Source organism: Pelomonas sp. Root1217 (genome assembly GCF_001425705.1).
Lineage (GTDB): Bacteria > Pseudomonadota > Gammaproteobacteria > Burkholderiales > Burkholderiaceae_C > Pelomonas.
The window spans coordinates 643,267-669,782 of record NZ_LMDC01000001.1 but is presented as its reverse complement, the minus strand read 5'-3'; the positions used below and the strand labels follow the sequence as shown (position 1 = coordinate 669,782).

20 protein-coding genes are annotated in these 26,516 nt (G+C 66.3%); 10 read left to right on the top strand and 10 right to left on the bottom strand.

Annotation, left to right across the window (positions count from 1 at the left end; translation table 11 throughout):
• The first annotated feature begins 54 nt into the window (after positions 1 to 54).
• The 4 genes from dnaK (at position 55) to ASC95_RS03110 (ending at position 6,889) form a co-directional block, all read left to right on the top strand.
• A complete protein-coding gene (gene dnaK / locus ASC95_RS03125; RefSeq protein ID WP_057296301.1) occupies positions 55 to 2,013 on the top strand; it encodes a molecular chaperone DnaK in 1,959 nt (652 codons plus the stop codon).
• Positions 2,014 to 2,080: 67 nt separating this feature from the next.
• Positions 2,081 to 3,235 (top strand): molecular chaperone DnaJ, encoded by a 1,155-nt coding sequence (gene dnaJ, locus ASC95_RS03120; RefSeq protein ID WP_057296300.1) that lies wholly within the window; start codon positions 2,081 to 2,083, stop codon positions 3,233 to 3,235.
• Positions 3,236 to 3,489: 254 nt separating this feature from the next.
• Entirely contained in the window at positions 3,490 to 5,130 is a 1,641-nt protein-coding gene (locus tag ASC95_RS03115) for a response regulator (protein ID WP_082567440.1), read from the top strand.
• Positions 5,131 to 5,227: 97 nt separating this feature from the next.
• A complete protein-coding gene (locus ASC95_RS03110; protein WP_057296299.1) occupies positions 5,228 to 6,889 on the top strand; it encodes a phosphoethanolamine transferase in 1,662 nt (553 codons plus the stop codon).
• On the opposite strand, the gene ASC95_RS03105 is transcribed toward ASC95_RS03110, so the two are convergent.
• Positions 6,886 to 8,010, bottom strand: coding sequence for a PA0069 family radical SAM protein (locus ASC95_RS03105; protein WP_057296298.1), 1,125 nt, complete (start codon positions 8,008 to 8,010; stop codon positions 6,886 to 6,888). The two genes, ASC95_RS03110 and ASC95_RS03105, sit on opposite strands and share 4 nt — an antisense overlap.
• Positions 8,011 to 8,126: 116 nt before the next feature.
• Here ASC95_RS03105 and ASC95_RS03100 point away from each other — a divergent pair, with 116 nt between their 5' ends.
• From ASC95_RS03100 to ASC95_RS03090, 3 genes are all read left to right on the top strand, one after another.
• The gene (locus ASC95_RS03100) at positions 8,127 to 9,428 is read left to right on the top strand and encodes an MFS transporter (RefSeq protein WP_369820578.1); all 1,302 of its coding nucleotides are present in this window, start codon (positions 8,127 to 8,129) and stop codon (positions 9,426 to 9,428) included.
• 361 nt (positions 9,429 to 9,789) lie between these two features.
• Complete coding sequence (locus ASC95_RS03095; protein WP_057296297.1) at positions 9,790 to 10,317, top strand: DUF421 domain-containing protein; 528 nt, start codon at positions 9,790 to 9,792, stop codon at positions 10,315 to 10,317.
• Positions 10,318 to 10,376: 59 nt separating this feature from the next.
• Positions 10,377 to 12,380 (top strand): PAS domain S-box protein, encoded by a 2,004-nt coding sequence (locus ASC95_RS03090; protein WP_082567439.1) that lies wholly within the window; start codon positions 10,377 to 10,379, stop codon positions 12,378 to 12,380.
• A gap of 9 nt (positions 12,381 to 12,389) precedes the next feature.
• Here ASC95_RS03090 and dnaB read toward each other — a convergent pair whose 3' ends face one another.
• The 7 genes from dnaB to ppsA form a co-directional block, all read right to left on the bottom strand.
• Positions 12,390 to 13,814: a replicative DNA helicase gene (gene dnaB / locus ASC95_RS03085; RefSeq protein ID WP_057296296.1), complete on the bottom strand. Its 1,425-nt coding sequence runs from the start codon at positions 13,812 to 13,814 to the stop codon at positions 12,390 to 12,392.
• A 149-nt stretch (positions 13,815 to 13,963) separates the two neighbouring features.
• A complete protein-coding gene (rplI, locus tag ASC95_RS03080; protein WP_057296295.1) occupies positions 13,964 to 14,416 on the bottom strand; it encodes a 50S ribosomal protein L9 in 453 nt (150 codons plus the stop codon).
• A 12-nt stretch (positions 14,417 to 14,428) separates the two neighbouring features.
• The gene (gene rpsR / locus ASC95_RS03075; protein ID WP_056198092.1) at positions 14,429 to 14,719 is read right to left on the bottom strand and encodes a 30S ribosomal protein S18; all 291 of its coding nucleotides are present in this window, start codon (positions 14,717 to 14,719) and stop codon (positions 14,429 to 14,431) included.
• A 44-nt stretch (positions 14,720 to 14,763) separates the two neighbouring features.
• Positions 14,764 to 15,057 (bottom strand): primosomal replication protein N, encoded by a 294-nt coding sequence (gene priB / locus ASC95_RS03070; protein WP_057296294.1) that lies wholly within the window; start codon positions 15,055 to 15,057, stop codon positions 14,764 to 14,766.
• A 50-nt stretch (positions 15,058 to 15,107) separates the two neighbouring features.
• Positions 15,108 to 15,473 (bottom strand): 30S ribosomal protein S6, encoded by a 366-nt coding sequence (gene rpsF, locus ASC95_RS03065; protein WP_057296293.1) that lies wholly within the window; start codon positions 15,471 to 15,473, stop codon positions 15,108 to 15,110.
• Between the two features lie 145 nt (positions 15,474 to 15,618).
• The gene (locus tag ASC95_RS03060) at positions 15,619 to 17,676 is read right to left on the bottom strand and encodes a sodium:solute symporter family protein (protein ID WP_235537671.1); all 2,058 of its coding nucleotides are present in this window, start codon (positions 17,674 to 17,676) and stop codon (positions 15,619 to 15,621) included.
• Between the two features lie 84 nt (positions 17,677 to 17,760).
• Positions 17,761 to 20,157, bottom strand: coding sequence for a phosphoenolpyruvate synthase (gene ppsA / locus ASC95_RS03055; protein ID WP_057296291.1), 2,397 nt, complete (start codon positions 20,155 to 20,157; stop codon positions 17,761 to 17,763).
• A 309-nt stretch (positions 20,158 to 20,466) separates the two neighbouring features.
• On the opposite strand from ppsA, the gene ASC95_RS03050 reads away from it, so the two are divergent.
• From ASC95_RS03050 to ASC95_RS03040, 3 genes are read left to right on the top strand one after another with little or no spacing between them, the layout of a single operon-like run.
• Positions 20,467 to 21,765, top strand: a complete 1,299-nt coding sequence (locus ASC95_RS03050) for an HD-GYP domain-containing protein (RefSeq protein ID WP_057296290.1) — start codon at positions 20,467 to 20,469, stop codon at positions 21,763 to 21,765.
• Between the two features lie 45 nt (positions 21,766 to 21,810).
• Complete coding sequence (locus tag ASC95_RS03045) at positions 21,811 to 22,632, top strand: pyruvate, water dikinase regulatory protein (protein ID WP_057296289.1); 822 nt, start codon at positions 21,811 to 21,813, stop codon at positions 22,630 to 22,632.
• Positions 22,633 to 22,643: 11 nt separating this feature from the next.
• Positions 22,644 to 23,528, top strand: a complete 885-nt coding sequence (locus tag ASC95_RS03040; protein ID WP_057296288.1) for an EamA family transporter — start codon at positions 22,644 to 22,646, stop codon at positions 23,526 to 23,528.
• On the opposite strand, the gene glgA is transcribed toward ASC95_RS03040, so the two are convergent.
• Positions 23,517 to 24,974, bottom strand: a complete 1,458-nt coding sequence (glgA, locus tag ASC95_RS03035) for a glycogen synthase GlgA (RefSeq protein ID WP_057296287.1) — start codon at positions 24,972 to 24,974, stop codon at positions 23,517 to 23,519. The two genes, ASC95_RS03040 and glgA, sit on opposite strands and share 12 nt — an antisense overlap.
• A 214-nt stretch (positions 24,975 to 25,188) precedes the next feature.
• Entirely contained in the window at positions 25,189 to 26,454 is a 1,266-nt protein-coding gene (glgC, locus tag ASC95_RS03030; RefSeq protein ID WP_057296286.1) for a glucose-1-phosphate adenylyltransferase, read from the bottom strand.
• Between the last annotated feature and the right edge of the window lie 62 nt (positions 26,455 to 26,516).

Sequence of the window (26,516 nt, the reverse complement as noted above, 5' to 3'; positions counted from 1 at the left end):
GGACGGCAAGTTATCCACAAATCGAAAACATCAACAAATCTTCAGGAGTTCCAAATGGGAAAGATCATCGGCATTGACCTGGGCACCACGAATTCGTGCGTGGCCGTCATGGAAGGCAACACCACGCGCGTCATCGAGAACGCCGAAGGCGCCCGCACCACGCCGTCCATCATTGCCTACCAGGAAGACGGCGAGATCCTCGTCGGCGCCTCCGCCAAGCGCCAGTCGGTCACCAACCCGAAGAACACGCTGTACGCCGTCAAGCGCCTGATCGGCCGCAAGTTTGCCGAGAAGGAAGTGCAGAAGGACATCGACCTGATGCCCTACACCATCGCCGCCGCCGACAACGGCGACGCCTGGGTGGAAGTGCGCGGCAAGAAGTTCGCGCCGCCCCAGGTCTCGGCAGAAGTGCTGCGCAAGATGAAGAAGACCGCCGAGGACTACCTCGGCGAGGAAGTGACCGAGGCCGTCATCACGGTCCCGGCCTACTTCAACGACGCCCAGCGCCAGGCCACCAAGGACGCCGGCCGCATCGCCGGCCTGGACGTCAAGCGCATCATCAACGAGCCCACCGCTGCGGCCCTGGCCTTCGGCCTGGACAAGCACGGCAAGGGCGACCGCAAGATCGCTGTCTATGACCTCGGCGGCGGCACCTTCGACGTCTCCATCATCGAGATCGCCGACGTCGACGGCGAAATGCAGTTCGAAGTGCTGTCGACCAACGGCGACACCTTCCTGGGCGGCGAGGACTTCGACCAGCGCATCATCGACTACATCATTGCCGAGTTCAAAAAGGACCAGGGCGTCGACCTGACCAAGGACGTGCTGGCCCTGCAGCGCCTGAAGGAAGCCGCCGAGAAGGCCAAGATCGAGCTGTCCAACTCGTCGCAGACCGACGTCAACCTGCCCTACATCACGGCAGATGCGACCGGCCCCAAGCACCTGAACGTCAAGCTGACCCGCGCCAAGCTGGAGTCGCTGGTGGACGAGCTGATCGAGCGCACGATTGCGCCTTGCCGCACCGCGGTGAAGGACGCCGGTGTGGCGCTGAGCGACATCGACGACGTCATCCTGGTCGGCGGCATGACCCGCATGCCCAAGGTGCAGGACAAGGTCAAGGAGTTCTTCGGCAAGGAACCGCGCCGTGACGTGAACCCGGACGAAGCCGTCGCCGTCGGTGCCGCCATCCAGGGCCAGGTCCTGGGCGGCGAGCGCAAGGACGTGCTGCTGCTGGACGTCACCCCGCTCTCCCTGGGCATCGAGACCCTGGGCGGCGTGATGACGAAGATGATCAAGAAGAACACGACCATCCCGACCAAGTTCAGCCAGACCTTCTCCACCGCCGACGACAACCAGCCGGCCGTGACGATCAAGGTCTACCAGGGCGAGCGCGAGCTGGCCCAGGCCAACAAGTCGCTGGGCGAGTTCAACCTTGAAGGCATCCCGCCGGCACCGCGCGGCACGCCGCAGATCGAGGTCAGCTTCGACATCGACGCCAACGGCATCCTGCACGTCGGCGCCAAGGACAAGGGCACCGGCAAGGAAAACAAGATCACCATCAAGGCGAACTCGGGCCTCTCCGAAGCCGAGATCGAGAAGATGGTGAAGGACGCCGAGGCCAATGCGGCCGAGGACAAGAAGAAGGTCGAACTCGTGCAGGCGCGCAACCAGGCCGACGGCATGGTCCACAGTGTGCGCAAGTCGCTGAGCGAGCATGGCGACAAGCTCGAGGCGGCCGAGAAGGAAGCGATCGAGGCTGCGGCCAAGGACCTGGAAGAAGCCATCAAGGGCGATGACCAGGCCGACATCGAGGCCAAGACCGAGAAGCTGATGACGGCCAGCCAGAAGCTGGGCGAGAAGATCTACGCCGACCAGCAAGGTGCGCAGGCCGCAGCCGCGGCGGCGGCCGGTGCCAGCGAGCAACCGCAAGCCGCGCCGCAAGGCGAGGCCAAGCGTCCGGCTGACGACAACGTCGTGGATGCCGAGTTCAAGGAAGTCAAGGACAGCAAGTAAGTCCCGCATGACCCCTGGCCCGGGACCGCGACAAGCGTGCCCGGGCCTTTGCCCTTGAAAGAAGACGATGGCGTCCAAGCGCGATTACTACGAAATCCTCGGCGTCGCCAAGAACGCGACCGAAGAGGACATCAAGAAGGCCTACCGCAAGCTGGCCATGAAGCATCACCCCGACCGCAACCAGGGCGACGGGGCGAAGAAGGCCGAGGAGCAGTTCAAGGAGGCCAAGGAGGCCTACGAGATGCTGTCCGACGCGCAAAAGCGCGCGGCCTATGACCAGTACGGCCATGCCGGCGTCGACCCCAACATGGGCGCCGGCCGTGGCGGCCCGGGCGCGGAAGGTTTTGGCGGCTTTGCCGAGGCCTTCGGCGACATCTTTGGCGACATCTTCGGCGGCCAGGGCGGCCCGCGCCGTGGCGCGGGCGGCGGCCAGCAGGTCTACCGCGGCAGCGACCTCAGCTACGCGATGGAGATCACGCTCGAGGAAGCCGCCCGCGGCAAGGAGACGCAGATCCGCATTCCCAGTTGGGAGGGTTGCGAGACCTGTGGCGGCACCGGCGCCAAGCCTGGCACCAGCGCCAAGACCTGCGGGTCATGTCAGGGCTCGGGCACGGTGCATATGCGCCAGGGCTTCTTCAGCATCCAGCAGACCTGCCCACACTGCCACGGCAGCGGCAAGATCATTCCCGACCCCTGCACGACCTGCAACGGCCAGGGCAAGGTCAAGAAGCAGAAGACGCTGGAGGTCAAGATCCCGGCCGGCATCAACGAGGGCATGCGCATCCGCTCGGCGGGCAATGGCGAGCCCGGCGTGAACGGCGGCCCGAGCGGGGATCTCTACATCGAGATCCGCATCAAGCAGCATGAGATCTTCGAGCGCGATGGCGACGACCTGCATTGCACGATGCCGGTATCCATGGTCACCGCGGCCCTGGGCGGCAACATCGAAGTCCCCACGCTGGGCGGCAAGGCAGAGATCGAACTGCCCGAAGGCACCCAGCACGGCAAGACCTTCCGCCTGCGCGGCAAGGGCATCAAGGGCGTGCGTTCGAGCTATCCGGGCGACCTGTACTGCCACATCGCCATCGAGACGCCGGTCAAGCTGACCGAGCATCAGAAGAAGCTGCTCAAGGAGCTCGATGAGTCGCTGAAGAAGGGCGGCGAGCGCCACTCGCCCAACGCCAAGAGCTGGACGGATCGGGTCAAGGATCTGTTCAAGTAAGCGAGTTCCAAACCCGTCAGAGCCGCGGCATCCGCAAGGAGCCGCGGCTTTTTCATGCCTCAGGCCGGCGTGTCGTGCGCGGTCCGCCTGCGTCGTAAATCACACCGCGCACCAAAAGGGCGAGTAAACGAGATCTCCCGACTTGACTCATAAACCCTAAAGTCCGTCGACTGTCACCTCAATGACTCATAAGTGACTTTTTCTGCGCGTCTCCCGATCAAAAGCCACGGCCCAGCGCCGGGGAGGGAGGCCGCATGTTCCTGATGGACGAGACCATCCAGACGGCATCAGCGTTGATCATCGACAGCAATGCCAACTCACGCAGCCTGATGTCGGCGCAGTTGCGCGACCTGGGTGTCGGCACCGTGCGCCAGACGCCGCGCGTGAAGGATGCGCGTGTGATGCTGGAGCATCAGACGTTTGACATCGTACTGTGCGACTACCACTTCGACAGCAGCGACACCTCCGGCCAGGACCTGCTCGACGAACTCCGCCGTGAAGGCCTGCTGCCCTATTCCACCGTCTTCGTCATGGTGACGAGCGAGGCCACCTACGCCAAGGTGGCCGAGGCCGCCGAAGCCGCGCTCGACGCCTATCTGATCAAGCCCTATACCAGCGCCAACCTCGCCGAGCGCCTGGCCAGCGCGCGCCACCGCAAGCGAGTGCTCAAGGGCATCTTCGAGGCCATCGAGAACCAGGACTTCGAGACCGCCGCCAATCTTTGCCTGGCGCGCTTCGAGGCCAAGGACAGGTACTGGCTCTATGCCGCGCGCATCGGCGCCGAGCTGCTGCTGCGCCTGAAGCGCTTCGACGACGCGCGCACGCTGTACGAGGCCATCATCGCCGCCAAGACCGTGCCTTGGGCGCGGCTGGGTGTGGCGCGCACCGAGGTGGCCAGCGGTAATCTGCAGGCCGCGCGCCGCACGCTGGAAAACCTCACCGGCGACCTGCCCGATTACGCTGACTCGCATGACCTGATGGGCCATGTGCAAATGGAACAGGGCGACCTCGCCCAGGCCCTCAAGACCTACCAGACCGCCGCAACCCTGACGCCGGGCTGCCTGTTGCGCCTGCAGCGCTGCGGCTCATTGGGTTTTTACGCCGGCCAGCGCGCCGAGGCGCTGAAGATGCTGGAGCGCGCCATGTCCCAGGGCCTGCGCTCCAAGCTCTTTGACATGCTCAGCCTCGTGCTGATCGGGCTGATGCGCTTTGACGCGAAGGACCACAAGGGCTTCAAGTACACCCATGACGCGCTGGCCGCCGCGCTGGAACGCGCGCCGGGCTCCATCCGGCTGCAGCGCTTCGACCTGGTCCTGCGCGGCCTGGCCTTCCTGCTGGAACGCCGCGTCGGCCAGGCCCTGGTCATGGCACGCGAGTTCACCGAGCATGCCCAGAGCGGCAACTTCGATCTCGAAGCGGCCTCGCTGCTGACGGCGCTGTGGATACGCCTGTCCAGCCAGGAGGTCGAGCTTGAAGAGATGATGCCCATCCTGCGCGGCCTGGGCACACGCTACTGCTCGGCCAAGGCCAGCACCGAGATCCTCGTGTCCATGTCCGAAGGCCACCAGGGCGCAGCCGAGCAGTTCCGCGATTGTCACCAGCAGATCTTCAATGTCGCCGAGACGGCCATGCGCCACTCGCTGCGTGGCAGCGCCAAAGTGGCCGTCGAGCTATTGATCCAGCAGGGCGAGGCCACGCGCAACGCCAAGCTCATCGACATGGCCGGCCTCGTGCTGAAGCGCCATGCCGAGAAGATCGAAGGCGCTTCAAGCCTGGCTGAACAGATCGACGACCTGCACGGGCGCTATGTGAAGCCCATGGGCGGCGGGCCAGCCAAGGCGCGGGCCACCGGCGGCGTCACGCTGCGCGCGCCGACGGCCGAAGTCGCTGCCTGAGCTGGCCCGGCGCTGTCGGCCACGCACCACCTGCTGCGACGTTCCCACGCGAGCCGCGAGAATCCGCGCCGCCCCGCTGTTTCTTATCCCTCCCCCAATGTCCCTGCTCAAGCGCCTGCTGGCCTGGTTCCAGCCCGACACCTCGCGTCCCCTGACCCAGGCCTGGCTGGCCGCCCTGTGGATGGGGTTGCTGGCCAATTGGCCGCTGTGGCAACAGCTGCACGGCATGGCCGATGTGCGCCCCTTCTTCATCCTGGCCTTTGCCGGCATGGTCACCGCCGCGACCGGCGCGCTGCTGAGCCTGCTGGCCTGGCCACGCTTCATCAAGGGCCTGCTCGTCGTGCTGCTGCTGAGCGCCGGCGCGCTGGCCCACTTCATCGGCAGCTACGGCATCGTCTTCGACCCCACCATGGTCACGAACATGGTGCAGACCGATGTGCGCGAGACGCGCGACCTGCTGAGCTGGCGGCTGCTCGTCAGCATCGCACTGCTGGGCGCCTTGCCCGCCTGGTGGCTGCTGCGCCGGCCCACCGCGCCGCGGCAGGCCCTGCCCAAGCGCCTCGGTGGCAACGTCGTCGCCTTTGGCCTCGGCCTCCTCGCGATGGTGCTGCTGGCATTGAGCGTGTTTGCCGACTTGTCATCGACGATGCGCAACTACAAGACCATCCGCTACATGGTCACGCCGCTGAACGCGGTCTATTCGATCGGCAGTGCCGCGCTGCGCCGCCAGGCCGCACCCAGCGGGCCGCCCGCCGTCATCGGCGCAGACGCCCGCCTACTGCCGCGGGCCGACGGCACCAAACCGCCGCTGCTGCTGCTCGTCGTCGGCGAGACGGCGCGTTCGATGAACTTCAGCCTGAATGGCTACGCGCGGACGACCAATCCAGAGTTATCCAAACTGCCCGTCGTGTCCCTGCGGCAGGTCACTTCCTGCGGCACGGCTACCGCGGCATCGCTGCCCTGCATGTTTTCGCCGCTGGGCCGCGAGGCCTTTGGCGACGTGAAAGGCACGCAGGAAAACCTGCTCGACGTGCTGCAACGCGCCGGCCTGGCCGTGCTGTGGCTCGACAACCAAAGCGGCTGCAAGGGCCTTTGCGACCGCGTGCCCAACAGCTCAACAACCAAGCTGCCTGAAGGCGCAGCGCCGCTGCCGGCGGGCCTGTGCGATGGTGAGGAATGCTTCGACGAAGCTTTGCTGCATGAGTTGGACAAACGCATCGCGGCGCTGGACCCGGCGCGTGTGAAGCGTGGGCTCGTCCTCGTCATGCACCAGATGGGCAGCCACGGCCCGGCCTACTTCAAGCGTTCACCGCCCGACCTCAAGCCCTTCCAGCCCGAGTGCAAGAGCAACGCGCTCCAGCAGTGCCCGCGCGAGCAAGTCGTCAATGGCTATGACAACACCCTGGTGACGACCGACCGGCTGCTGGCGCGCAGCATCGCCTGGCTGCAGGCGCAACAGGCTTTCGATGTGGGCATGCTCTACGTCTCTGACCACGGCGAGTCGCTGGGCGAAAACGGCCTGTATCTGCACGGCATGCCCTATGCCATGGCACCGGCCGAGCAGACGCATGTGCCCATGGTGCTGTGGGTGCCCGAGGGCGGCGGGTTGGCGGCGTCCCTGAAGCCCGGCTGCCTGCAAGGGCTGCGCGACAAGCCCGCCTCGCATGACAACCTCTTCCATACCGCGATGGGTTGGGTGGGCGCTCGGTCGGACATCTACAAGGCCGAATGGGATTTGCTCGCCGGCTGCCGACGCTAGAACAGGCTCCCCTGCGCAGAAGGCTTGCGTGGCGGCGTGAACAACGCCAGTTGCACCGGCCGCCGCTTGTTGCGCAGACCCAGCTTGTGGACGGCCCGCTGGAAGCGCGCCTGCAGCAGCTGAGCCCAGACGCCTTCGCCCGTGAAGCGGGAGCCGAAGCGAGGATCGTTGTCCTTGCCGCCGCGCATGTCGCGGATGCGCGCCATGACACGATCGGCTCGGTCGGGGAAGTGGCGCTGCAGCCAGTCCTGGAACAGCGGATTCACCTCCCAGGGCAGGCGCACCGGGATGCTGAACGCCGAACTCGCCCCGGCCGCAGCAGCGGCTTCGAGGATGCGTTCCAGCTCGGGCTCGTTGATGAAGGGAATGATGGGCGACACACTGACGCCCACGGGCACGCCGGCTTCAGCTAATGCCTGGATGGTGCGCAGCCGCCGCGCCGGCGCCGCCGCGCGTGGCTCCAGGATGCGGGCGAGATCGTTGTCCAGCGTGGTCACCGACAAATAGACCGATACCAGGCCTTGGGCGGCCATCGGTGCGATCAGGTCCAGATCACGCTCGATGCCACTGGACTTGGTCACGACCGAGAACGGATGGCTGCATTCGGCCAGTACCTCGACGAGGCGGCGTGTGATGCCCAGCTTGCGCTCGACGGGCTGGTAAGCATCCGTCGCCGTCCCCAGCACCAGCGACTTGGGCACATACCTCGCGCCGGCCAGCGTCTCGCGCAGGCGCTCCGCGGCGTTGACCTTGGCGACGATGCGGGTCTCGAAGTCCAGCCCGGGCGAGAGGTTCAGATAGCTGTGCGTGGGGCGGGCAAAACAGTAGATGCAGCCATGCTCGCAGCCCCGATACGGGTTGATCGAATAGTCGAAGTTGATGTCGGGCGACTGGTTGCTGGTGACGATCTTCTTCGCATGCTCTTCGATGATCTGCGTTGCCACCGCCACATGCTCTTCGGTGGCCTCCTGGTCCAGCGAGCCCCAGCCGTCGTCGTACTGCTCGCGCTCACGCTGCTCGAAGCGGTGCGGCATGGCCGTGGCGGTGCCGCGGCCCTTGATGGAGTCGATCGGGACGAGGGCCGGCTGGGCGGCGGCAATGCGGGTGGGAGCGGGCGACATACTGTAAATATATACAGTATTCAACCGACATTCCAGACAGGACGCGCACCGAGAGCGGGCCGGGATAATCCGTCGCCCTTTGCTTTGACGCCTTTGGGCAGCGCCTCCGTCCCTGCATGCCTCTTGAAGTGAATCCAGCCCCGCGTGGCCGCCTGCGCGACCAACGCGACTACATGCGCCTGCTGGGAGCCCGCGTGACCGGCGGCGCGGCCAACCAGATGCTGATGGTGGCCCTGGGCTGGCAGATGTATGACCTCACCGCCAGCGCCTGGGACCTGGGCCTGGTCGGCCTTGCACAATTTCTGCCTGCCTTGCTGCTCACCTTGCCGGCCGGCCATGTCGTGGATCAGCACGACCGGCGCTTGCTGCTGGCCGCCAGCCTGGGCCTGCAACTCGTCGCCGCGGCCTGCCTGGCGCTGTCCAGCGCCGGCGCCTGGGTGGGGCCGAACATGATCCTGATGCTGTCCGTGCTGCTGGGCTGCGCGCGCGCCCTGCAGATGCCGTCGCAACAGGCCTTGATGCCGACGCTTGTACCCCCTGCCCTGCTGCCCCGTGCCGTGGCGGCGGCCAGCTCGTCGATGCAGGTGGCCATCATTGCCGGCCCGGCCCTGGGCGGCTTGCTCTATGCGCTCGGGCCCTGGGCGACGGGTGCTGCCGCGCGCGGTGATGCGGCGCATTGGGGTGCGGCCATCGTCTACGGCGTTTCGCTGCTGTTGCTCGCCGCGGCGATAGCCGGCGTGTTGACGATCCGCCATCGTGCCGCGCCGTTGCGACGCGCGGCTCCCGGGCTGGCGCAGCTGACGGCCGGTATCCGCTTCATCTGGCAGAGGCCCGTTGTGCTGGGTGCGATCTCGCTGGACCTGTTCGCCGTGCTGCTCGGCGGTGCCACGGCCCTGCTGCCCATCTTCGCGCGCGACATCCTGCACACCGGCCCCGAGGGGCTGGGCCTGCTGCGCTCGGCTCCGGCCCTGGGTGCCGTTGCCGTCGGCGTGTGGCTGGCTCGCCACCCCATCACGCGCCGAGCCGGCCATTGGCTTCTCGGCGCCGTGGCCGTGTTCGGCCTGACGGTGATCGCGTTTGCGCTGACGACCTCCTTCCTGGTCGCCTTCGCCGTGCTGGCCGTCAGCGGTGCGGCCGACATGTTCAGTGTCGTCATCCGCCAGTCCCTGGTGCAGCTCGAGACGCCCGACGACATGCGCGGCCGCGTCGGCGCCGTGAACTCGGTCTTCATCGGCGCGAGCAACCAGTTGGGCGAGTTCGAGTCTGGTGCGACGGCGGCCCTGCTGGGCCCGGTCGGATCGGTGCTGCTCGGCGGCCTCGGCACGCTGGCCATCGTCGCGCTGTGGTTCAAGATCTTCCCTGCGCTGGCGCGGCGAGACAGCCTGCAGCCCGAGTTGCGCGAAACGGTGGTGCATTGATCACGCCACCGTATGCGTAGGCGACGGCCTACATTTCCACGCGGCCTCGGCGAGATGGCCGGCCCACAGGCCGGCGGCTAGATTTGAACCGTCGGAAGCCAGGAGCTGTAGCCTCAACAGGCCGCTCAACAGGCCAACGGCGGAAGGCTCGACGCCTCGCGTCGAGCCTTCTCTTTTTGCGCAACGCTATGGAACGCTGCCGCCGGGCACATGGCTTGCCCAGTGCCCATCACATGAGCAGCGTCCGCATCCAGACCTTCATTCCCAGGCGCCTGGCACGAGAGGGCGTGCGCATCGCACAGGCCAATGACACGGATCCGGCCCGAGTAGCCGCCGATTCGGACAGGACGAGGAGGTGAACATGGACGTCTCGGGGCTTTTCGCCATCCACGTGTCGCCGCTGGAACTGATGCTGCGGGGCACGCTGATGTACTGGTTCCTGCTGCTGATCTTCCGCTTCGTGCTGCGGCGCGACCCCGGGTCCTTCGGCGTCGCTGACATCCTGATGGTGGTCGTCATCGCGGATGCGTCGCAGAACGCCATGTCTGGCAGCTATGACACCGTGGGCGAGGGCTGGATCCTGGTCGCTACGCTGGTGTTCTGGAACTATGCATTGGACTGGGCCAGCTATCGCTGGCCGCTCGCACACAAGCTCACCGAGCCCCCGCCGCTGCAATTGATCAAGGCGGGGCGTGTGCTGGGCCGCAATCTGCGCAAGGAGTTCCTGACGCGCGAGGATCTCGAGGCGCAACTGCGCCAGGCGGGCGTCGAAGACGTCGCCGCGGTGCGGGCGGCCTACCTGGAGGGCGATGGCAAGCTGTCGGTGCTGCGCTACGACGACAAGCCGCCTGCGCGGCAGGACAAGGACGAAGGGCCACCCGGCGCGTAAAGCCAGCCGAGACACGGCACACTGCCGCCCCAGCCCGCCCTCAACATGGAAGGACGAACTTGAAAGCCGATGACGAAGGCCTGCAGCGCAGCGAGGAGCGTTTTCGCCTGCTGGTGGACAGCGTGCGCGACTATGCGATCTTCATGCTGGGCCCTGAGGGCCATGTGCTGACCTGGAACGCCGGCGCCGAACGCTTCAAGGGATACAAGGCGGACGAGATCATCGGCAGCCATTTCTCGCGGTTCTATCCGCCGGAGGCGCTGGCCCGGCAGTTGCCTGCCCATGAACTTGAGATGGCCGCGCGCGACGGCGCCTTCGAGGACGAGGGTTGGCGCGTGCGCAAGGACGGCTCGCTGTTCTGGGCCAATGTCGTCATCACGGCGATGCGTGACCCGGCGGGAGAGCTGGTGGGTTTCGCCAAGGTCACGCGTGACCTGACGCAAAGGCGCAACCACGAGGAAGCACTCAAGCGCAGCGAGGAGCGCTTCCGCCTGCTGGTCGAGGGCGTGGCCGACTACGCCATCTTCATGCTGGATGTGAACGGGCGCGTGGCGTCCTGGAACGAAGGAGCGCAGCGCATCAAGGGCTACGCCGCCGAGGAGATCCTGGGCGAGCATTTCTCCGTCTTTTATCCGCCGGAAGTACGCGCAAGCGGTTGGCCCGAATACGAGCTGCAGCAGGCCCAGGAAGTCGGGCGTTTCGTCGACACGGGCTGGCGGCTTCGCAAGGACGGCACGAGCTTCTGGGCGCAGGTGAGCATCACGGCGCTGCGAGACGAGACCGGGCAGTTGATCGGCTACGCCAAGCTGACGCGCGACCTGACGGCCACCATGCGCATCGAGGCCATGGAAATCGCCAACCGCGAACACGAGGAAATCCTGGACGCCGAGCGCAATGCGCGCATTGCCGCCCAGCGCGCGACGCGCATGAAGGACGAGTTCCTCGCCACGCTGTCGCACGAACTGCGCACGCCACTGACGGCCATCCTCGGCTGGACCCAGGTGCTGCTGCGGGCCAAGCCGGGCGATGAGCGCGTCAATGTGCAGCGCGCCATCGAGGTCATCGACCGAAATGCGCGTGCCCAGGTGCAACTCATCGACGACCTGCTGGACCTGAACCGCATCATGGCCGGCAAGCTGAGGCTGGACCTGCAGCAACTGAGCATGGCCAACGTCATTCAGGCAGCCGTCGAAACCGTCGCCCCTTCAGCATCGACCAAAGGGGTGGAGCTGCAATCCCTGCTGGATACCGGCCCGGCCATGGTCAACGGTGACAGCGGACGGTTGCAGCAGGTGGTGTGGAATCTGCTGAACAACGCCATCAAATTCACGCCGGCGGGCGGCCGGGTGCAAGTGCTGCTGCAGCGCGTCAACTCCCAGGTGGAATTCAGCGTCAGCGACACCGGCATCGGCATCCCGGCCGCCTTCCTGCCTCAGGTGTTCGATCGCTTCACGCAGCAGGACGGTTCCACCTCGCGGGCCCACGGCGGCCTGGGCCTGGGCCTGGCGATCTGCAAGCAACTGATCGAGCTGCACGGGGGCAGCATCCGCGCCGAGAGCGCCGGCGAGGGCCAGGGCGCGAGCTTTTTCGTCAGGTTGCCGCTGTCCGCCCTGCAGGCGGCAGGAGAGCGTGACGAGGACCCCGCCTCTGCCGATGCGCGGGCCAGCGAGAACCTCGCCCTCCCCAAGCTGGACGGCGTGCACATCTTCGTGCTGGACGACGAGCAGGACACACGCAGCCTGCTGTGCCGCATCCTCGAGGATCAGGGGGCCCGGGTGGTGGCCTTTGCCTCGGCGCAGGAGTTGCTCAAGGCCGTCCAGCTGTCACGGCCGACCGTCATCGTCAGCGATGTGGGCATGCCCGGCGTGGACGGTTATCAAATGATCCGTACATTGCGGGCGACCGAAACGCGCAACTCCCGCATCCCAGCCCTGGCCCTCACCGCCTTCGCCCGGGCCGAGGACCGCAAGCGCTCGCTGCTGGCCGGCTTCCAGGCCCATCTGGCCAAGCCTTTCGACGTGGCCGAGCTCATCCTGCTGGTGGCCAATCTGGCTGAGAAATAGCGCGAGCCCTCAGTACTCGTCGCGCTCCACGCCCACATAGCCAGGCGCCAGATTCTCGAACTTGGTGTGCATGCGCTGGAACATCAGCTTCACCGTGCCCACCGGGCCGTTACGCTGTTTCGCAATGATGATCTCGGCGACCCCTGGCTCCTTGCACTCTTCCTTCGTGTAGTACTCATCACGATAGATGAACATGATGATGTCGGCGTCCTGCTCGATGGCGCCGGATTCGCGCAGGTCGGACATCATTGGCCGCTTGTCAGGGCGCTGCTCCACCGAGCGGTTCAGCTGCGACAGGGCGATGACGGGGCACTTCAGCTCCTTGGCGAGGGCCTTCAGGCCGCGCGAGATCTCGCCCAGCACCGTCGCGCGATTTTCCTCGCTGCCTCCGCCGTTGCCGCTCATCAGCTGCAGGTAGTCGATGACGATGAGGCCGAGCTGGCCGCAGATGCGGGCCTGACGGCGCGCGCGGGCGCGCACCTCACTGGGCGACAGACCGGGGCTCTCGTCGATGAAGATGCTGGCCTTGCCGAGCTTGTCGACGGCCTCCGACAGGCGGCCCCATTCGTCGTCCTTCAGCTGGCCGGTGCGCAGATGGCTCTGGTCGATGCGGCCGATCGAGCCCACCATCCGCAAGGCCAGCTGCGCAGCGCCCATTTCCATCGAATAGATGACGACAGGCAGGCCCTCGTTGATGGCGACGTTCTCGGCGATGTTGACGGCGAACGCGGTCTTGCCCATGGAGGGGCGCGCGGCGAGCACAATCAAGTCGCCGCCCTGCAAGCCAGCGGTCTGGCGGTCCAGGTCGTAGAAGCCGGTGCGCACGCCGGTCACGTCCTGGGCGCCGCTCTCGGCGAGCTCGTTGACACGGTCAATCAGCTGCACGACGAGCTGGTCCATGCTCTGGAAACCCTGGCGGCTGCGGGAGCCCTCCTCGCCAATACGAAAGATCTTGCCCTCGGCCTCGTCCAGGATCTGCGTGACGGCGCGGCCCTGCGGATTCATCGCGGCGGTCGCGATCTCGTCGCTGGTGGCCACCAATTTGCGCAGGATGGCGCGTTCGCGAACGATCTCGGCATACCGGCGCAGGTTGGCGGCACTTGGAACGCTCTGAGCCAGCGCGTTCAAATAGGCCAGGCCGCCGCATTCCTCGGCGCGCCCAACCGAGGTCAGCTCGTCGAAGACGGTCACGACGTCGGCCGGTTTGCCCGCGTTGATGAGCTTGCCGACGGCCGCGTACACATGCTTGTGCTCGAAGCGATAGAAGTCGCTGTCGGTCAACAGGTCAGCCGCCTTGTCCCAGGCCGAGTTGTCGATCAGCAGGCCACCGAGCACGCTCTGCTCGGCCTCGACCGAATGCGGAGGCACGCGCAGGCGTGCGACCTCGTCGTCGTACGGGGCGGCGGAAGAAGAAGCAGGAAAGATCGCGGACATGCCTGTGGATAAAGCTGTGAACGAACTGGGAGCAGCCGGTGGACGAAGCGGGAAAACTCGTCCCAGAAAAACCAAAGGCCGAAACCCTGTGGGGCCTCGGCCTTCTTCAATGTTGCGGCGTCAGACGCCGCAGCGCAAGCGCGCTTACGTTACTCGGCTTCAGCGACCACCTGGACGGTGATCTCGACCACGACGTCGGTGTGAGCCGCGACCTGGACCGGGAACTCGCCGACGGTCTTCAGCGGACCGTTGGGCAGGCGGACCTGCGACTTGGCAATGGCACTGCCAGACTTGGTCAGCGCTTCGGCCACGTCGGCGTTGGTCACCGAGCCGAACAGGCGGCCGTCAACGCCAGCCTTCTGGGCGATGCGCACGGTCTTGCCGGCGATGGCTTCACCCAGCTTCTGGGCTTCGGCCAGCTTGGCAGCGGCGGCCTTTTCGAGTTCCGCACGGCGGACTTCGAATTCCTTGATCGCGGCCTCGGTGGCGCGGCGCGCCTGCTTGGTCGGGATCAGGAAGTTGCGGGCATAACCGTCCTTGACCTTGACGACGTCGCCGAGGTTGCCGAGGTTGGCCACTTTTTCGAGCAGGATCACTTGCATGTCGTCAGCTCCTTAGACCTTGTGCTGGTCGCTGTACGGCAGCAGGGCCAGGAAGCGCGCGCGCTTGATGGACACCGTCAGCTGACGCTGGAAGAAGGCGCGCGTGCCGGTCAGGCGAGCGGGCGTGATCTTGCCGTTTTCGGAGATGAAATCGCGCAGCGTGTCGATGTCCTTGTAGTCGATCTGCTCGACACCGGCGACGGTGAAGCGGCAGAAACGCTTGCGACGGAACAGCAACGATTGTTGGTTGCGCTTGGGCTTCTTGTCTTTGGAGAAGCGACCTTTACCACGTGGCGGGGGCATAGAGGACCTCTGTTAAATCTATCCGGATCAATCAATTCCGGGTTCTAGGAAGCAGCGGGTTCGATCACGGTGACATGGGCGATGAAGCCCCGGCCGTTGCGCTGGTGGGTCAGGAAACCGCGGAAGACCGCGACGCCACCGACTCCCAGCACCTGCAACTGCTTGGCCACCTCGCCCACCGCAACCGCCTTGATCTCCAGGGAGACTTTGCGCGGCTTGCCGGCTTCGATGACTTCGGACTCAGCCTTGAGGCTTGCGTCCAGGGCCATCAGCCCGGCGGGTGTGTAGCGAACTTGCCCGAGTTGCTGGATCTGCGCCTGGAGGTGAAGCTGGTTCACGCCAGGGGCACGCTGCTCGAAAAACCTGGTTCTTTAGCGATGACCTGTGCTCAGGCCGCTTCTTGCTGTTGCGGCGCCTTGCGGGCTTCTTCGCGCTCGACGGCCTTCATCATGACCGAGGGGGTCGTGATGGCCTTGTCCTGAACCACGGTAAGGTGGCGCAGCACGGCATCGTTGAAGCGGAAGCCGGTCTCAAGCTCAGCCAGGACTTCCTTGCTGCACTCGATGTTCAGGCACAGGTAGTGGGCCTTGGCGAGCTTCTGGATCAGGTAAGCCATCTGGCGACGGCCCCAGTCCTCGACTCGGTGCACGACACCACCACCGGTGGTGATCAGGCCCTTGTAGCGCTCCAGCATGGCCGGAACTTGTTCGCTTTGATCCGGATGGATCAGCAGAACGATTTCGTAGTGACGCATATTTGCTCCTTGTGGATTCCAGCCCGACAGGGTTGCCGGTCTGAGGAAGCCGCGCCACGGCGTCTACACGCGGTACGGCAAGGGGGAACCAAAGATTCTAGCCCGGAAGCGGCAAACAGCCTAATCAGCGCCGCCGCAAGGCGGGTCAGGGCTGCGGGCGGCTGCGCAGTGTGTCGACGAAATCACGGTCGCGCTGGCCGGGCGCCGGTCTCAGCAGGCTGAAAAGCACAAGCGCCAGGGCACCCACGGGCACGCCGAAGAGGCCGGCCGAGGCCGGCTGGATGCCCCAGATCAGCGTCGCCGGGCCGGGCAGGCCGATCAACGCCCGCGCGCCGGGGTGAGCGATGACGAGATAGATCAGGCAGACGACGAGGCCGGTCAACATGCCCGCCAAGGCGCCGGCGCGGTTGGCGCGACGCCAGAACACGCCGGCGACCAGGGCGGGGAAAAAGGTCGAACCGGCGATGGAGAAAGCCGCCGTGACGACGGCCAGGATGTCCGCCGGCCGGCTGGATGCCACCGCCGCCGCCGCCAGCGCCGCTGCCAGCAGCAGCGCTTTGGACAAGGTGACCCGCCGTGTGCGCGAAGCCTCGGGGTTGATGGCCTTGTAGTAGAGGTCGTGGGACAGCGCGCTGGAGATGGCCAGTAGCAGGCCGTCTGCGGTGGACAGCGCCGCCGCCAGCCCACCGGCTGCCACCATGCCCGAGATGACATAGGGCAGGCCGCCCAGCTCGGGCATGACCAGCATGACGAGATCGGGGTGCAGACGCAGTTCGCCCAGCTGCAGGCGGCCGTCACCGTTCAGGTCCACGGCCGACAGCAGGGCCGGATCGACGCGCTGCCATTGGCGTATCCAGGCCGGCAACTGGTCGAAGGGCGTGCCCACCAGGCTGTTGAAGACCTCGGTCTTGACCATGACGGCCAGGGCCGGTGCCGTCAGATAGAGCAGGCAGATGAAGACCAGGGACCAGGCCACCGACTGGCGCGCCGTCGCGACGGAGCTGGTCGTGTAGTAGCGCGTCAGCAGATGTGGCAGACCGGCTGTGCCGACCATCAGGCAGAAGGCCAGGGCGATGAAGTTGCGGCGCGCCGCGCTGGCCTGCTCACGCTCGGGCGGGCTGCCATCGGGGTTGCCCGCAAAGGGCTGCATATGGGGTACGAGGCCGGACAGCGGCTGGGCGAGCTGGGCCTCCCCTGCCTGCTCCCGCCGCCAACGCTCTTCGGCCTCGGGCGGTGTGCGCGGCAGCGCGGCGCGCTGCTTCTCGGCGGCCTGGATGCGGGCCAGCGGCGCGCCCTCGGCCTTCAGCATGGCGACCTGAGCGGCCGCCCTGCCCTGCTCATCGGCCAGCGCCTGGGGCACGTCGGCCAGGCGCGCCGCAGCCGCATCGGCACGCTGCTGGTGGATGGCGCGCACCTGCAGCTCGCCCGGGTCGCGCATCAGCTCACGCTCGCGCTGCGCTAGCTGGTGCAACTGCTGGCCGTAAACGAGCTGCGGCAGAGGCCAGCCCGTCTGCTTGACGCTGAGCCAGATGACCGGCACCAGATAGGCCAGGATCATGATCAGGTACTGGGCCACCTGGGTCCAGGTGACAGCACGCATGCCGCCCAGGAAGGAGCAGACCAGCACGCCACCCAGGCCGACGAAGACGCCGACCTCGAAGCCCAGGCCGGTCAATCGCGTCGTGATCAAACCAACGCCGTAGATCTGCGCGACCAGGTAGACGAAGGACACGAGGATGGCAGCGCAGGCGCCCACGAGCCGCAAGGCCCGGCTGTCAAAGCGCTCGGCGAGGAAGTCGGCCAACGTGAACTGGCCAAAGCGGCGCAGATAGGGCGCGATGCACAGCGCCACGAGAACGAAGCCGCCGGTCCAGCCCAGCACATAGGCCAGCCCGGCATAGCCGCTGGCGTAGAGCGTGCCGGCCAGGCCGATGAAGGTGGCTGCACTCATCCAGTCCGCACCGGCGGCCATGCCGTTGTACAGAGCCGGCACGCGGCGACCAGCGACGAAGTATTCGGCCGGGTCGGTCGTGCGACAGAGGATGCCAATGACGGCGTAGACGAGGACCGTCGCGCCGAGGAAGGTGTAGCCGATCCAGACCTTGGCCAGGCCGCGCTGCTCGGCCAGCCCCAGGCCAACCACCAGGGCGATGAAGCTCAGCGCGAAGAGGGCGTAACGGCGGTGGAGGTGACGGGCAGGCACGGCCGCGATCATGGCAATAAAAAGCCGGATTCCCCTTACGGAGAACCCGGGCTGGTCGTCAATCGCGCAGACTTCGTTGACGCTTTACTTGGCGGCCAGGCGCTGCCAGGTCTCGATGACCGTGTCCGGATTCAGCGAGATCGACACGATGCCCTCCTCGGCCAGCCAGTCGGCGAAGTCCGGGTGGTCGCTGGGGCCCTGGCCGCAGATGCCGATGTATTTGCCGGTGGCTCGGCAAGCGCGGATGGCACGCGAGATCAGGGCCTTGACGGCGGGGTCGCGCTCGTCGAAGTCACCGGCGAGCTGCTCCAGGCCCGAGTCGCGGTCCAGGCCCAGCGTCAGCTGGGTCAGGTCGTTGGAGCCGATGGACATGCCGTCGAAATGCTCTAGGAACTGCTCGGCCAGGATGGCGTTGCTCGGCACCTCGCACATCATGATGATGCGCAGGCCGTCGACACCGCGCTTGAGGCCCCGGTCGGCCAGCATGGAGACGACCTTCTCGGCCTGCTTCACGGTGCGCACGAAGGGCACCATGATCTCGATGTTATTCAGGCCCATTTCCTTGCGCACGCGCTTGAGCGCCTCGCACTCCATTGCGAAGGCGTCCTGGAAGTCGCCGCTGATGTAGCGCGACGCACCGCGGAAGCCCAGCATGGGGTTCTCTTCGTCCGGCTCGTAGCGGCTGCCGCCGATGAGCTTGCGGTACTCGTTGCTCTTGAAGTCACTCAAACGAACAATGACCGGGCGCGGGAAGAAGGCGGCCGCGATCGTCGCGATGCCTTCGGCCAGCTTGTCGACATAGAAGGCACGCGGCGAGGCGTGGCCGCGGGCGACCGACTCGACGGCTTTCTTCAGGTCGGCGTCGATGTTCGGATAGTCCAGGATGGCCTTGGGGTGGACGCCGATGTTGTTGTTGATGATGAACTCGAGGCGGGCCAGGCCGACGCCGCCCGAGGGCATCTGCGCGAAGTTGAAGGCCAGCTGCGGGTTGCCGACGTTCATCATGATCTTGATGGGGCAGTAGGGCAGCTCGCCGCGGTGCACCTCGCTGATCTCCGTCTCCAACAGGCCGTCGTAGATGTGGCCGGTATCGCCCTCCGAGCAGGCGACCGTGACGAGCTGGCCGTCCTTGAGCTTCTCGGTAGCGTCGCCGCAGCCCACCACCGCCGGGATGCCCAGCTCGCGCGCAATGATGGCCGCGTGGCAGGTGCGGCCGCCGCGGTTGGTCACGATGGCCGAGGCGCGCTTCATGACCGGCTCCCAGTTCGGGTCGGTCATGTCGGTAACGAGCACGTCGCCCGGCTGCACGCGCTCCATCTCGGCGATGCTGTGGACGAGGCGGACCGGGCCGGTGCCGATCTTCTGGCCGATGGCGCGGCCTTCGGCCAGCACGGCGCTGTGGGCCTTGAGCTTGTAGTGGTGCTCGACCTGTCCACCAACCTGGCTCTTCACCGTCTCGGGCCGCGCCTGCAGGATGTAGAGCTTGCCGTCGACGCCGTCGCGGCCCCACTCGATGTCCATGGCGCGGCCGTAGTGTTGCTCGATGATCAACGCGTACTGCGCCAGCTCGGTGACCTCGGCGTCATTCAGCGAGTAGCGGTTGCGGTGCTCGGGCACGGTGTCGACCGTCTTCACCAGCTTGCCGCTGGCGGCCTTCTCTTCGGGCGAGGCGAACTCCATGCGCAGCAGCTTGGAGCCCAGGTTGCGGCGGATGATGGCCAGCTTGCCGGCCTTCAGCGCGGGCTTGTGGACGTAGAACTCGTCCGGGTTCACGGCGCCCTGCACCACCGTCTCGCCCAGGCCGTAGCTGGACGTGATGAAGACGACGTCCTGGAAGCCGCTCTCGGTGTCGATGGTGAACATGACGCCGGCCGAGCCGAGGTCACTGCGCACCATGCGCTGCACGCCGGCCGACAAGGCCACATCGCCATGGGCAAAGCCCTTGTGCACGCGGTAGCTGATGGCGCGGTCGTTGTACAGCGACGCGAACACCTCGCGCATCTTGTGCAGCACCTCGTCGATGCCATGCACGTTCAGGAAGGTCTCCTGCTGGCCGGCGAAGGACGCGTCCGGCAGGTCTTCTGCCGTGGCGGAGGAGCGCACGGCGAAGGTGGCATCGGGGTTGTCGGCGGTCAACTGGGCGTACGAGGCGCGCACACCCGCCTCCAGGTCGGCCGGGAAGGGTTGGCTCTCGATCCAGCCGCGGATCTCGGCGCCGGCCTCGGCCAGCGCGCGGACGTCGTCGGTGTTGAGCGTGCTCAAACGCGCCGCTATGCGCGCGTCCAGCCCCTCGTGCTTGAGGAACTGCCGGAAGGCGTGCGCCGTGGTGGCGAACCCTCCGGGGACGCGCACGCCGCTGGCGGCGAGCTGCGAGATCATTTCGCCGAGGCTGGCGTTCTTGCCGCCAACGGCCTCGACATCGCTCATCCTCAGGTTCTCAAACGGTACGACCAGGGCGGTCGCCTCGAACAGGGTGGACATGGGGAAACTCCGGGAGGTTGAAAAACCGGTGTCGTCGCGTCGTCCACGCCCGGTGCCGAGCCAAGATGCTCAAGGCAAGCGCAGCTCCGTCCATTTCTGGATTCTTTTAGGAGGAGGGAGGCGCGCATGGGCTGATCGCGAGGAATTGCGGCGGATTCTAGGCCTCGGGTTTCATCCAGGTACGGCGACGGGGCGTGCAATAAGTCCCTTCTCGGGGTCGTGTCCCCTCTTTGGGGGTGTCGTGAAAACGTTGTCAGGCGACTGATTCAAGTCAAGCCCCTGGGATACAGCGTGGGCACAATCGCCTGCGTGGCTGTCGAACCCGCACCCGAAGTCAATCCGCACTATCTGGACCATGTCATCCGGGTGTCCGAGTCCCGCCCTGTCGAGGCCTGTGAAGACATCGTCAGCCGCAACGGCATCAAGCTGCTCGCCAAGGGCGCCCAGATCAACGACAAGGTGCGCGAGCGCCTGCTGATGCACAAGCTGCAGAAGCCGCTTGAGGACTGCCTCCAGGTCACCCAGGGCGTCATGCCGGAAAGCTTCGGCCCAATCGGCCAGGCTCTCTTCGAACAGCACTCCCTGCTGAAGACTCTTTGCGCCCACGACCTCTATCCCAGCGCGCCGACGACGCTGGCCACGCTCAAGCTCAGCATTCCGGTGCAGTCCCTGTTGACGGTCTATGCCGAGTACCAGAGCGACCGCCTCAGGCACACGGCGGGCGTGGCCATGCTGGCCCTTGCGCTGGCCCGCCGGCTGCTGCCGGGAGAGGCCGACCGCCACCGCATGTTGGCGTTGGCCGGGCTGCTCCACGACGTCGGCGAGCTCTACATCGACCCAGCCTATATGCGCCCGGGCACGCCGCTGGGGCCACCCGAGTGGCGGCATGTGGCCTCGCATCCCATCGTCGGCGAGCGCGTGCTGCGCAATATGCAAGGGGCCGGCAAGGAGATCGCGAGTGCCGTCCTGCATCACCACGAGCGACTGGACGGCTTTGGCTACCCGCGCGGTGTGCAGGGCGCCGCCCTGCCACTGAATGGCCAGATCCTGGCGGCTGCCGAGTGGCTGATGGCCCTCATCGAGAACAGCATGACGCCGATGACGCGTGCCAGCGTCGCCACGAGGCTTATTCCCGGCGAGTTCAGCCGCGAAATCACTGAAGCCATCGCGGCGGCCGCGCAGGACGACAACTTGTCGAACGCAGCGATGGCCGACCCCATGCCGCTGGAGTCCGCCATCCCGCGCGTGATCGGCATTGCGAGCACGCTGGAGCGCTTCCGCGAGGCGCGGCCTTGGATAGACGAACGCATCGCTATCGCTCGACCGGGCCTGCGCGCCGTCCTCGAAGCCGGCCTGCAACGCCTGCTGCGCATCCAGACCGCCTTTTCCAGCACCGGCCTGGACACCCACGATCCTGATGCCCTCGTCGCCAGCCTGGTCGAACAGCGCGACACCGAACTGCAGATCGAATTGATGACCGTCGTGGGGGAGTTGGAATGGCGGCTGCGCGAACTGGAGCGAGAGTCGCTGCTGCGTGCCGGCCTGCTGCCGGCCGAGGAAAGCGCCGTCATGCGCGAGCTCATCGGCAAGTTGAAGGGTGATGCCTAGCGCTGGCTATCATGGCTTCGCCCCTGAACTCCGCGAGCAACAGTCATGACCGCCAGAACCGTCTATTTCGTCTCTGACGGCACCGGCATCACCGCCGAAACCTTCGGCAATTCCATCCTCGCCCAGTTCTCGATCAAGGCCCGCCATGTGCGCCGGCCCTTCATCGACTCGGCCGACAAGGCCCATGCCGTCGTCGGGGAGATCAACGAGACGGCCATCCGCGAGGGCCAACGGCCCATCGTCTTCGCCACGCTGGTGGACCGCGATGTGCTCAAGGTGGTGCGCGAGCACTGCCAGGGCCGGGTGATGGACATGTTCGGCACCTTCATCGAGCCGCTGGAAGACGAGTTCGGCATCAAGAGCAACCACCGCGTGGGCCGCTTCTCGGACGTGGCCGAAAGCAAGGAGTACCACGACCGCATCGAGGCGATCAACTTCTCGCTGGCGCATGACGACGGCCAATCCGCCAAGAACCTCGATGTGGCCGACGTCATCCTTGTCGGCGTGTCGCGCTCAGGCAAGACACCAACTTCGCTGTACCTGGCGATGCAGCACGGTATCAAGGCCGCCAACTATCCGCTGATCCCCGAGGACTTCGAGCGCCGCAAGCTGCCCGCGCCACTGCTGCCGCACAAGCGCAAATGCTTCGGACTGACCATCGACCCCGAGCGCCTCTCGTCCATCCGCAACGAGCGCCGCCCCGGCAGCAAGTATGCCGACCTGCTGAACTGCCGCTACGAGGTCAACGAGGCCGAAGGCATGATGAAGCGAGACGGCATCTCTTGGCTGTCATCCACCCACAAATCCATCGAAGAGATTGCGACGACCATCCTGCGCGACATCCGGCCGGATCGGCTGATGTACTGATGCGCTGACTGATGCCCGCCTCGGCTCTCGCCCTCGTCCTCACTGCCGCCCTTCTCCACGCGCTCTGGAACCTGGCCGCCAAGAAGTGGGGCGGCGGGCCCCACTTCGTGTTCGCCTGCGCCGTCGGGGTCGTGCTCTTCTGGCTGCCTGCAGTGCTTTGGATAGGCCTGGGCGAACTGCCCGGCTGGTCGCCGCTGGCCTGGGGCTTCGTCGTCGCCAGCGCCGTCGTCCACCTGCTTTACTTCAACTGCCTGATCGCCGGCTACAAGGCCAGCGACCTCACCGTCGTCTACCCGGTCGCGCGCGGCAGCGGGCCGCTGCTGTCGGCGACCGCGGCGGTGCTGCTGCTGGACGAGCACCTCGGCGTGCTCGGCACGCTGGGGCTGGCTGGTGTGGTGGGCGGCATCCTGCTCATCACGATGGGGCCGCGCCTGCTCGGCCGGGGCACGGACCCGGAAGTCACCGCCACGATTCGCCGCCGCCGCGGCGTGTACTGGGGCATGGCGACCGGTACGCTGATCGCCGGCTACACGGTGCTGGACGGCTATGCCGTCAAGGTGCTGGCCGTGTCGCCGCTGCTGCTGGACTACTGCGGCAACGTGCTGCGGGTACCGATGCAATTGCCCGTCGTGCTGCGCAACCTGCACAGCTTCAACGCCGAGATGCGGCGCACGTGGAAGGGTGTGCTCGCCGTTGCCATCATCAGCCCGCTGGCCTACGTGCTGGTGCTGCTGGCCGTGCGTGATGCGCCGCTGTCGCGCGTGGCGCCGGCGCGCGAGGTGTCGATGCTGTTCGCGGCGCTGCTGGGCGGGCAATTGCTTGGCGAAGGCGAGCGACGCTGGCGGATTGCAGGAGCCGCGTTGATTGGTGTCGGCGTCATCGCGCTAGCGATTTGACTGGCCTTCGTAGATGTCGACATAGCGCGTGGCCGCAGCGTCCCAGCCAAAGCGCTGGCGCATCGCAGCCTGGCGCACGCGGGCCCAATACTCAGGGCGGCTCCACAGTGCAAACGCCCGCCGCAGCGCGCGGCGGTAGGCGTCGGCCGTGAAGGCGTTGAAGACAAAGCCCGTGGCGGCGCCGGCATCGAGGTCTTCCAGCGTGCAGTCGACCACCGTGTCGGCCAGCCCACCGACGCGGTGCACCAACGGCAACGCGCCATAGCTCAGCCCATAGAGTTGGGTGAGGCCACAAGGTTCGAAGCGGCTGGGCACCAGCATCACATCGCTGCCGGCGTAGATTCGATGGGCCAGCCCTTCATCCATGCCGATGCGACGGGCGATTTGGCCGGGGTGCCTCGCGGCGGCTTCGCCAAACGCTGCTTCAAGCCGGGCGTCACCGCTTCCAAGGATGACCAGTTGTCCACCCGCGTCGATCAGGTCGTTCAGCGCATCGAGCACCAGGGGCAGCCCTTTCTGCTCCGTCAGGCGGCTGACGATGCCGAAGAGCGGTGCTTCCGCCTTCATGGCGAGGCCACATTCACGCTGCAACGCGGCCTTGCATACGGCCTTGCCCCCGGAGCGCTCGACGTCATAGGTCTGGGCGATGCTGCGGTCGTGAGCGGGTGACCACACACCGTAGTCGACGCCGTTCAGGATGCCGCGCAACACATCAGCGCGGTGGCGCAGCAACCCGTCCAGACCGCAGCCCTGCTCGGGCGTCTGGATCTCGCGCGCATAGCTCGGGCTGACCGTGGTGATCGCGTCCGCGAAATGCAGTCCGGCCTTCATGAAGCTGACCTGGCCATAGAACTCCACGCCCTCGACGGCGTAGTGCTGGGCTGGCAGGCCGAGATCGCAGAAATGGTCGGCAGGGAACAGGCCCTGGTAGGCCAGGTTGTGCACGGTAAAGACCGTCCGCGCCTCGGTGCGGCGGCGCGAGCGGCTGGCGGCAATGTGGGCGCAGGCCAGGCCGGCGTGCCAGTCATGGGCGTGCACGATCTGCGGACACCAGGCGGCATCCACACCCTCGGCAAGACGGGCAGCCGCCAGGCCCAGCAGTGCGAAGCGGCGGTGGTTGTCGGCGTAGGCAATGCCGCTCTCATCCGCGTAGGGGTTGCCGGGCCGGTCGAAAAGACCGGGAGCGTCCAGCACGTAGACGGGCATGTCGAAGCCCGGCAGCCGCCCGCGCAGCAGCGCTGCCCTTCCTTCGCTCCATGGCAGTGCGACGGGAACGACGGCGCATTCCAGCGTCAACGAATCGCGGATGGCCGGGAAACCCGGCACCAGCAGACGCGGCTCGGCGCCTGCTGCGGCCAACGCCGCAGGCAGCGCACCGGCCACGTCAGCCAAGCCACCAGTCTTCAGCAGCGGGAAGAGTTCCGCGCTGACCTGCAGAACTCGCATCAGTGCTCTACCCACGGGCCGAGCGCCGGGCCGCTCCCAAGCCGGCCCGCCGGGCGATGTGCTTGCCGGTCAATCCGGCAAGCATCGCCGTCCCCGCGGGGGCTGAGGCCGGACACAGCGCGCCCAGCGGGCGCGGTGTGCCTGCCGAAGAGCTGCGGCACAAGCCGCGGCGCGGTCTGCAAGACCGGCCAAGATACTCCTTGGACGAGGGGCTTCATGACGACAGCCTGGCCAGCATCTGCTTGGTGATCAGCACGACGCCGTTTTCCGTGCGCTCGAAGCGTTCGGCGTCCAGCGCCGCATCCTCGCCGACGACAAGGCCATCGGGAATCTCGCAACCGCGATCGACGATGACCTTGGTCAACCGGCAATGCCGCCCGATCTCGACGCCCGGCAGCAGCACGCACTGGTGGATGTTGCAGAAGGAGCGGATACGCACGTTGTTGAACAGCACCGACTGCACGACATGCGAGCCCGACACGATGCAGCCTGCGCTGACGATGGTGTTGACCGTCATGCCGTGCATGCCGTTGTGGTCGGGGATGAACTTGGCCGGAGGCAGCTGGCGCTGGTAGGTCCAGATCGGCCAGTCGGTGTCGTAGATATCCAGTTCGGGGCTGATGGAGGCGAGGTCGAGGTTGGCGGACCAGAAGGCGTCCAGCGTGCCGACATCGCGCCAGTACGGCGTCGCGCCGTTGGGGTTCATGATGCAACTCATGCCGAAGGGATGGGCCACAGCCTTCTCTTCGCCGACGACCTTGGGGATCACGTCCTTGCCGAAGTCGTGGCTGGAGTTGGGGTCGGCCAGGTCTTCGGCCAGCAGTCGGTAAAGGTAGTCGGCATTGAAGATGTAGATGCCCATGCTGGCGAGACACACGTCGTCGCGGCCCGGGATGCTGGGCGGGTCCGCGGGCTTTTCCTTGAAGGCCGTGATGCGGCGCTCGTCGTCCACGGCCATCACGCCGAAGGCACTCGCCTCGCCCTTGGGCACCTCGATGCAGCCGACGGTGCAACCCGCTCCTGTGGCCACATGGTCCACCAGCATGCTGGAGTAGTCCATCTTGTAGATGTGGTCACCCGCCAGCACGACGATGTAGTCGGCGCCGGTGCTCTGCACGATGTCCAGGTTCTGGAACACCGCGTCAGCCGTGCCGCGGTACCAGCTTTCATCGTCGGTGCGCTGCTGGGCCGGCATCAGGTCCACCGTCTCGTTGAGTTCGGCGCGCAGGAAGCTCCAGCCGCGCTGGATATGGCGCAGCAGCGAATGGCTCTTGTACTGCGTGACGACGCCGATGCGGCGGATGCCGCTGTTGACGCAGTTGCTCAGCGCGAAATCGATGATGCGGAACTTGCCGCCGAAATAGACGGCCGGCTTGGCGCGCGAATCGGTCAGCTGCTTGAGCCGCGAGCCGCGGCCACCGGCCAGGACGAGGGCGATGGCGCGGCGCGCGAGCTGGTGGGGCGAGGCGACGGGGGGCATGGCGGGTCTCCGGCTGCAAACAATTGCAGTTTGCGGCAGGCAGTTTGCCGCCTCGCTGGGGG

Excerpts from the sequence above, each read along its gene's own strand:
- dnaK (WP_057296301.1), top strand. The coding sequence starts at position 55 with ATGGGAAAGATCATCGGCATTGACCTGGGCACCACGAATTCGTGCGTG.
- dnaJ (WP_057296300.1), top strand. The coding sequence starts at position 2,081 with ATGGCGTCCAAGCGCGATTACTACGAAATCCTCGGCGTCGCCAAGAAC.
- ASC95_RS03115 (WP_082567440.1), top strand. The coding sequence starts at position 3,490 with ATGTTCCTGATGGACGAGACCATCCAGACGGCATCAGCGTTGATCATC.
- ASC95_RS03110 (WP_057296299.1), top strand. The coding sequence starts at position 5,228 with ATGTCCCTGCTCAAGCGCCTGCTGGCCTGGTTCCAGCCCGACACCTCG.
- ASC95_RS03105 (WP_057296298.1), bottom strand. The coding sequence starts at position 8,010 with ATGTCGCCCGCTCCCACCCGCATTGCCGCCGCCCAGCCGGCCCTCGTC.
- ASC95_RS03100 (WP_369820578.1), top strand. The coding sequence starts at position 8,127 with ATGCCTCTTGAAGTGAATCCAGCCCCGCGTGGCCGCCTGCGCGACCAA.
- ASC95_RS03095 (WP_057296297.1), top strand. The coding sequence starts at position 9,790 with ATGGACGTCTCGGGGCTTTTCGCCATCCACGTGTCGCCGCTGGAACTG.
- dnaB (WP_057296296.1), bottom strand. The coding sequence starts at position 13,814 with ATGTCCGCGATCTTTCCTGCTTCTTCTTCCGCCGCCCCGTACGACGAC.
- rplI (WP_057296295.1), bottom strand. The coding sequence starts at position 14,416 with ATGCAAGTGATCCTGCTCGAAAAAGTGGCCAACCTCGGCAACCTCGGC.
- rpsR (WP_056198092.1), bottom strand. The coding sequence starts at position 14,719 with ATGCCCCCGCCACGTGGTAAAGGTCGCTTCTCCAAAGACAAGAAGCCC.
- rpsF (WP_057296293.1), bottom strand. The coding sequence starts at position 15,473 with ATGCGTCACTACGAAATCGTTCTGCTGATCCATCCGGATCAAAGCGAA.
- ppsA (WP_057296291.1), bottom strand. The coding sequence starts at position 20,157 with ATGTCCACCCTGTTCGAGGCGACCGCCCTGGTCGTACCGTTTGAGAAC.
- ASC95_RS03045 (WP_057296289.1), top strand. The coding sequence starts at position 21,811 with ATGACCGCCAGAACCGTCTATTTCGTCTCTGACGGCACCGGCATCACC.
- ASC95_RS03040 (WP_057296288.1), top strand. The coding sequence starts at position 22,644 with ATGCCCGCCTCGGCTCTCGCCCTCGTCCTCACTGCCGCCCTTCTCCAC.
- glgA (WP_057296287.1), bottom strand. The coding sequence starts at position 24,974 with ATGCGAGTTCTGCAGGTCAGCGCGGAACTCTTCCCGCTGCTGAAGACT.
- glgC (WP_057296286.1), bottom strand. The coding sequence starts at position 26,454 with ATGCCCCCCGTCGCCTCGCCCCACCAGCTCGCGCGCCGCGCCATCGCC.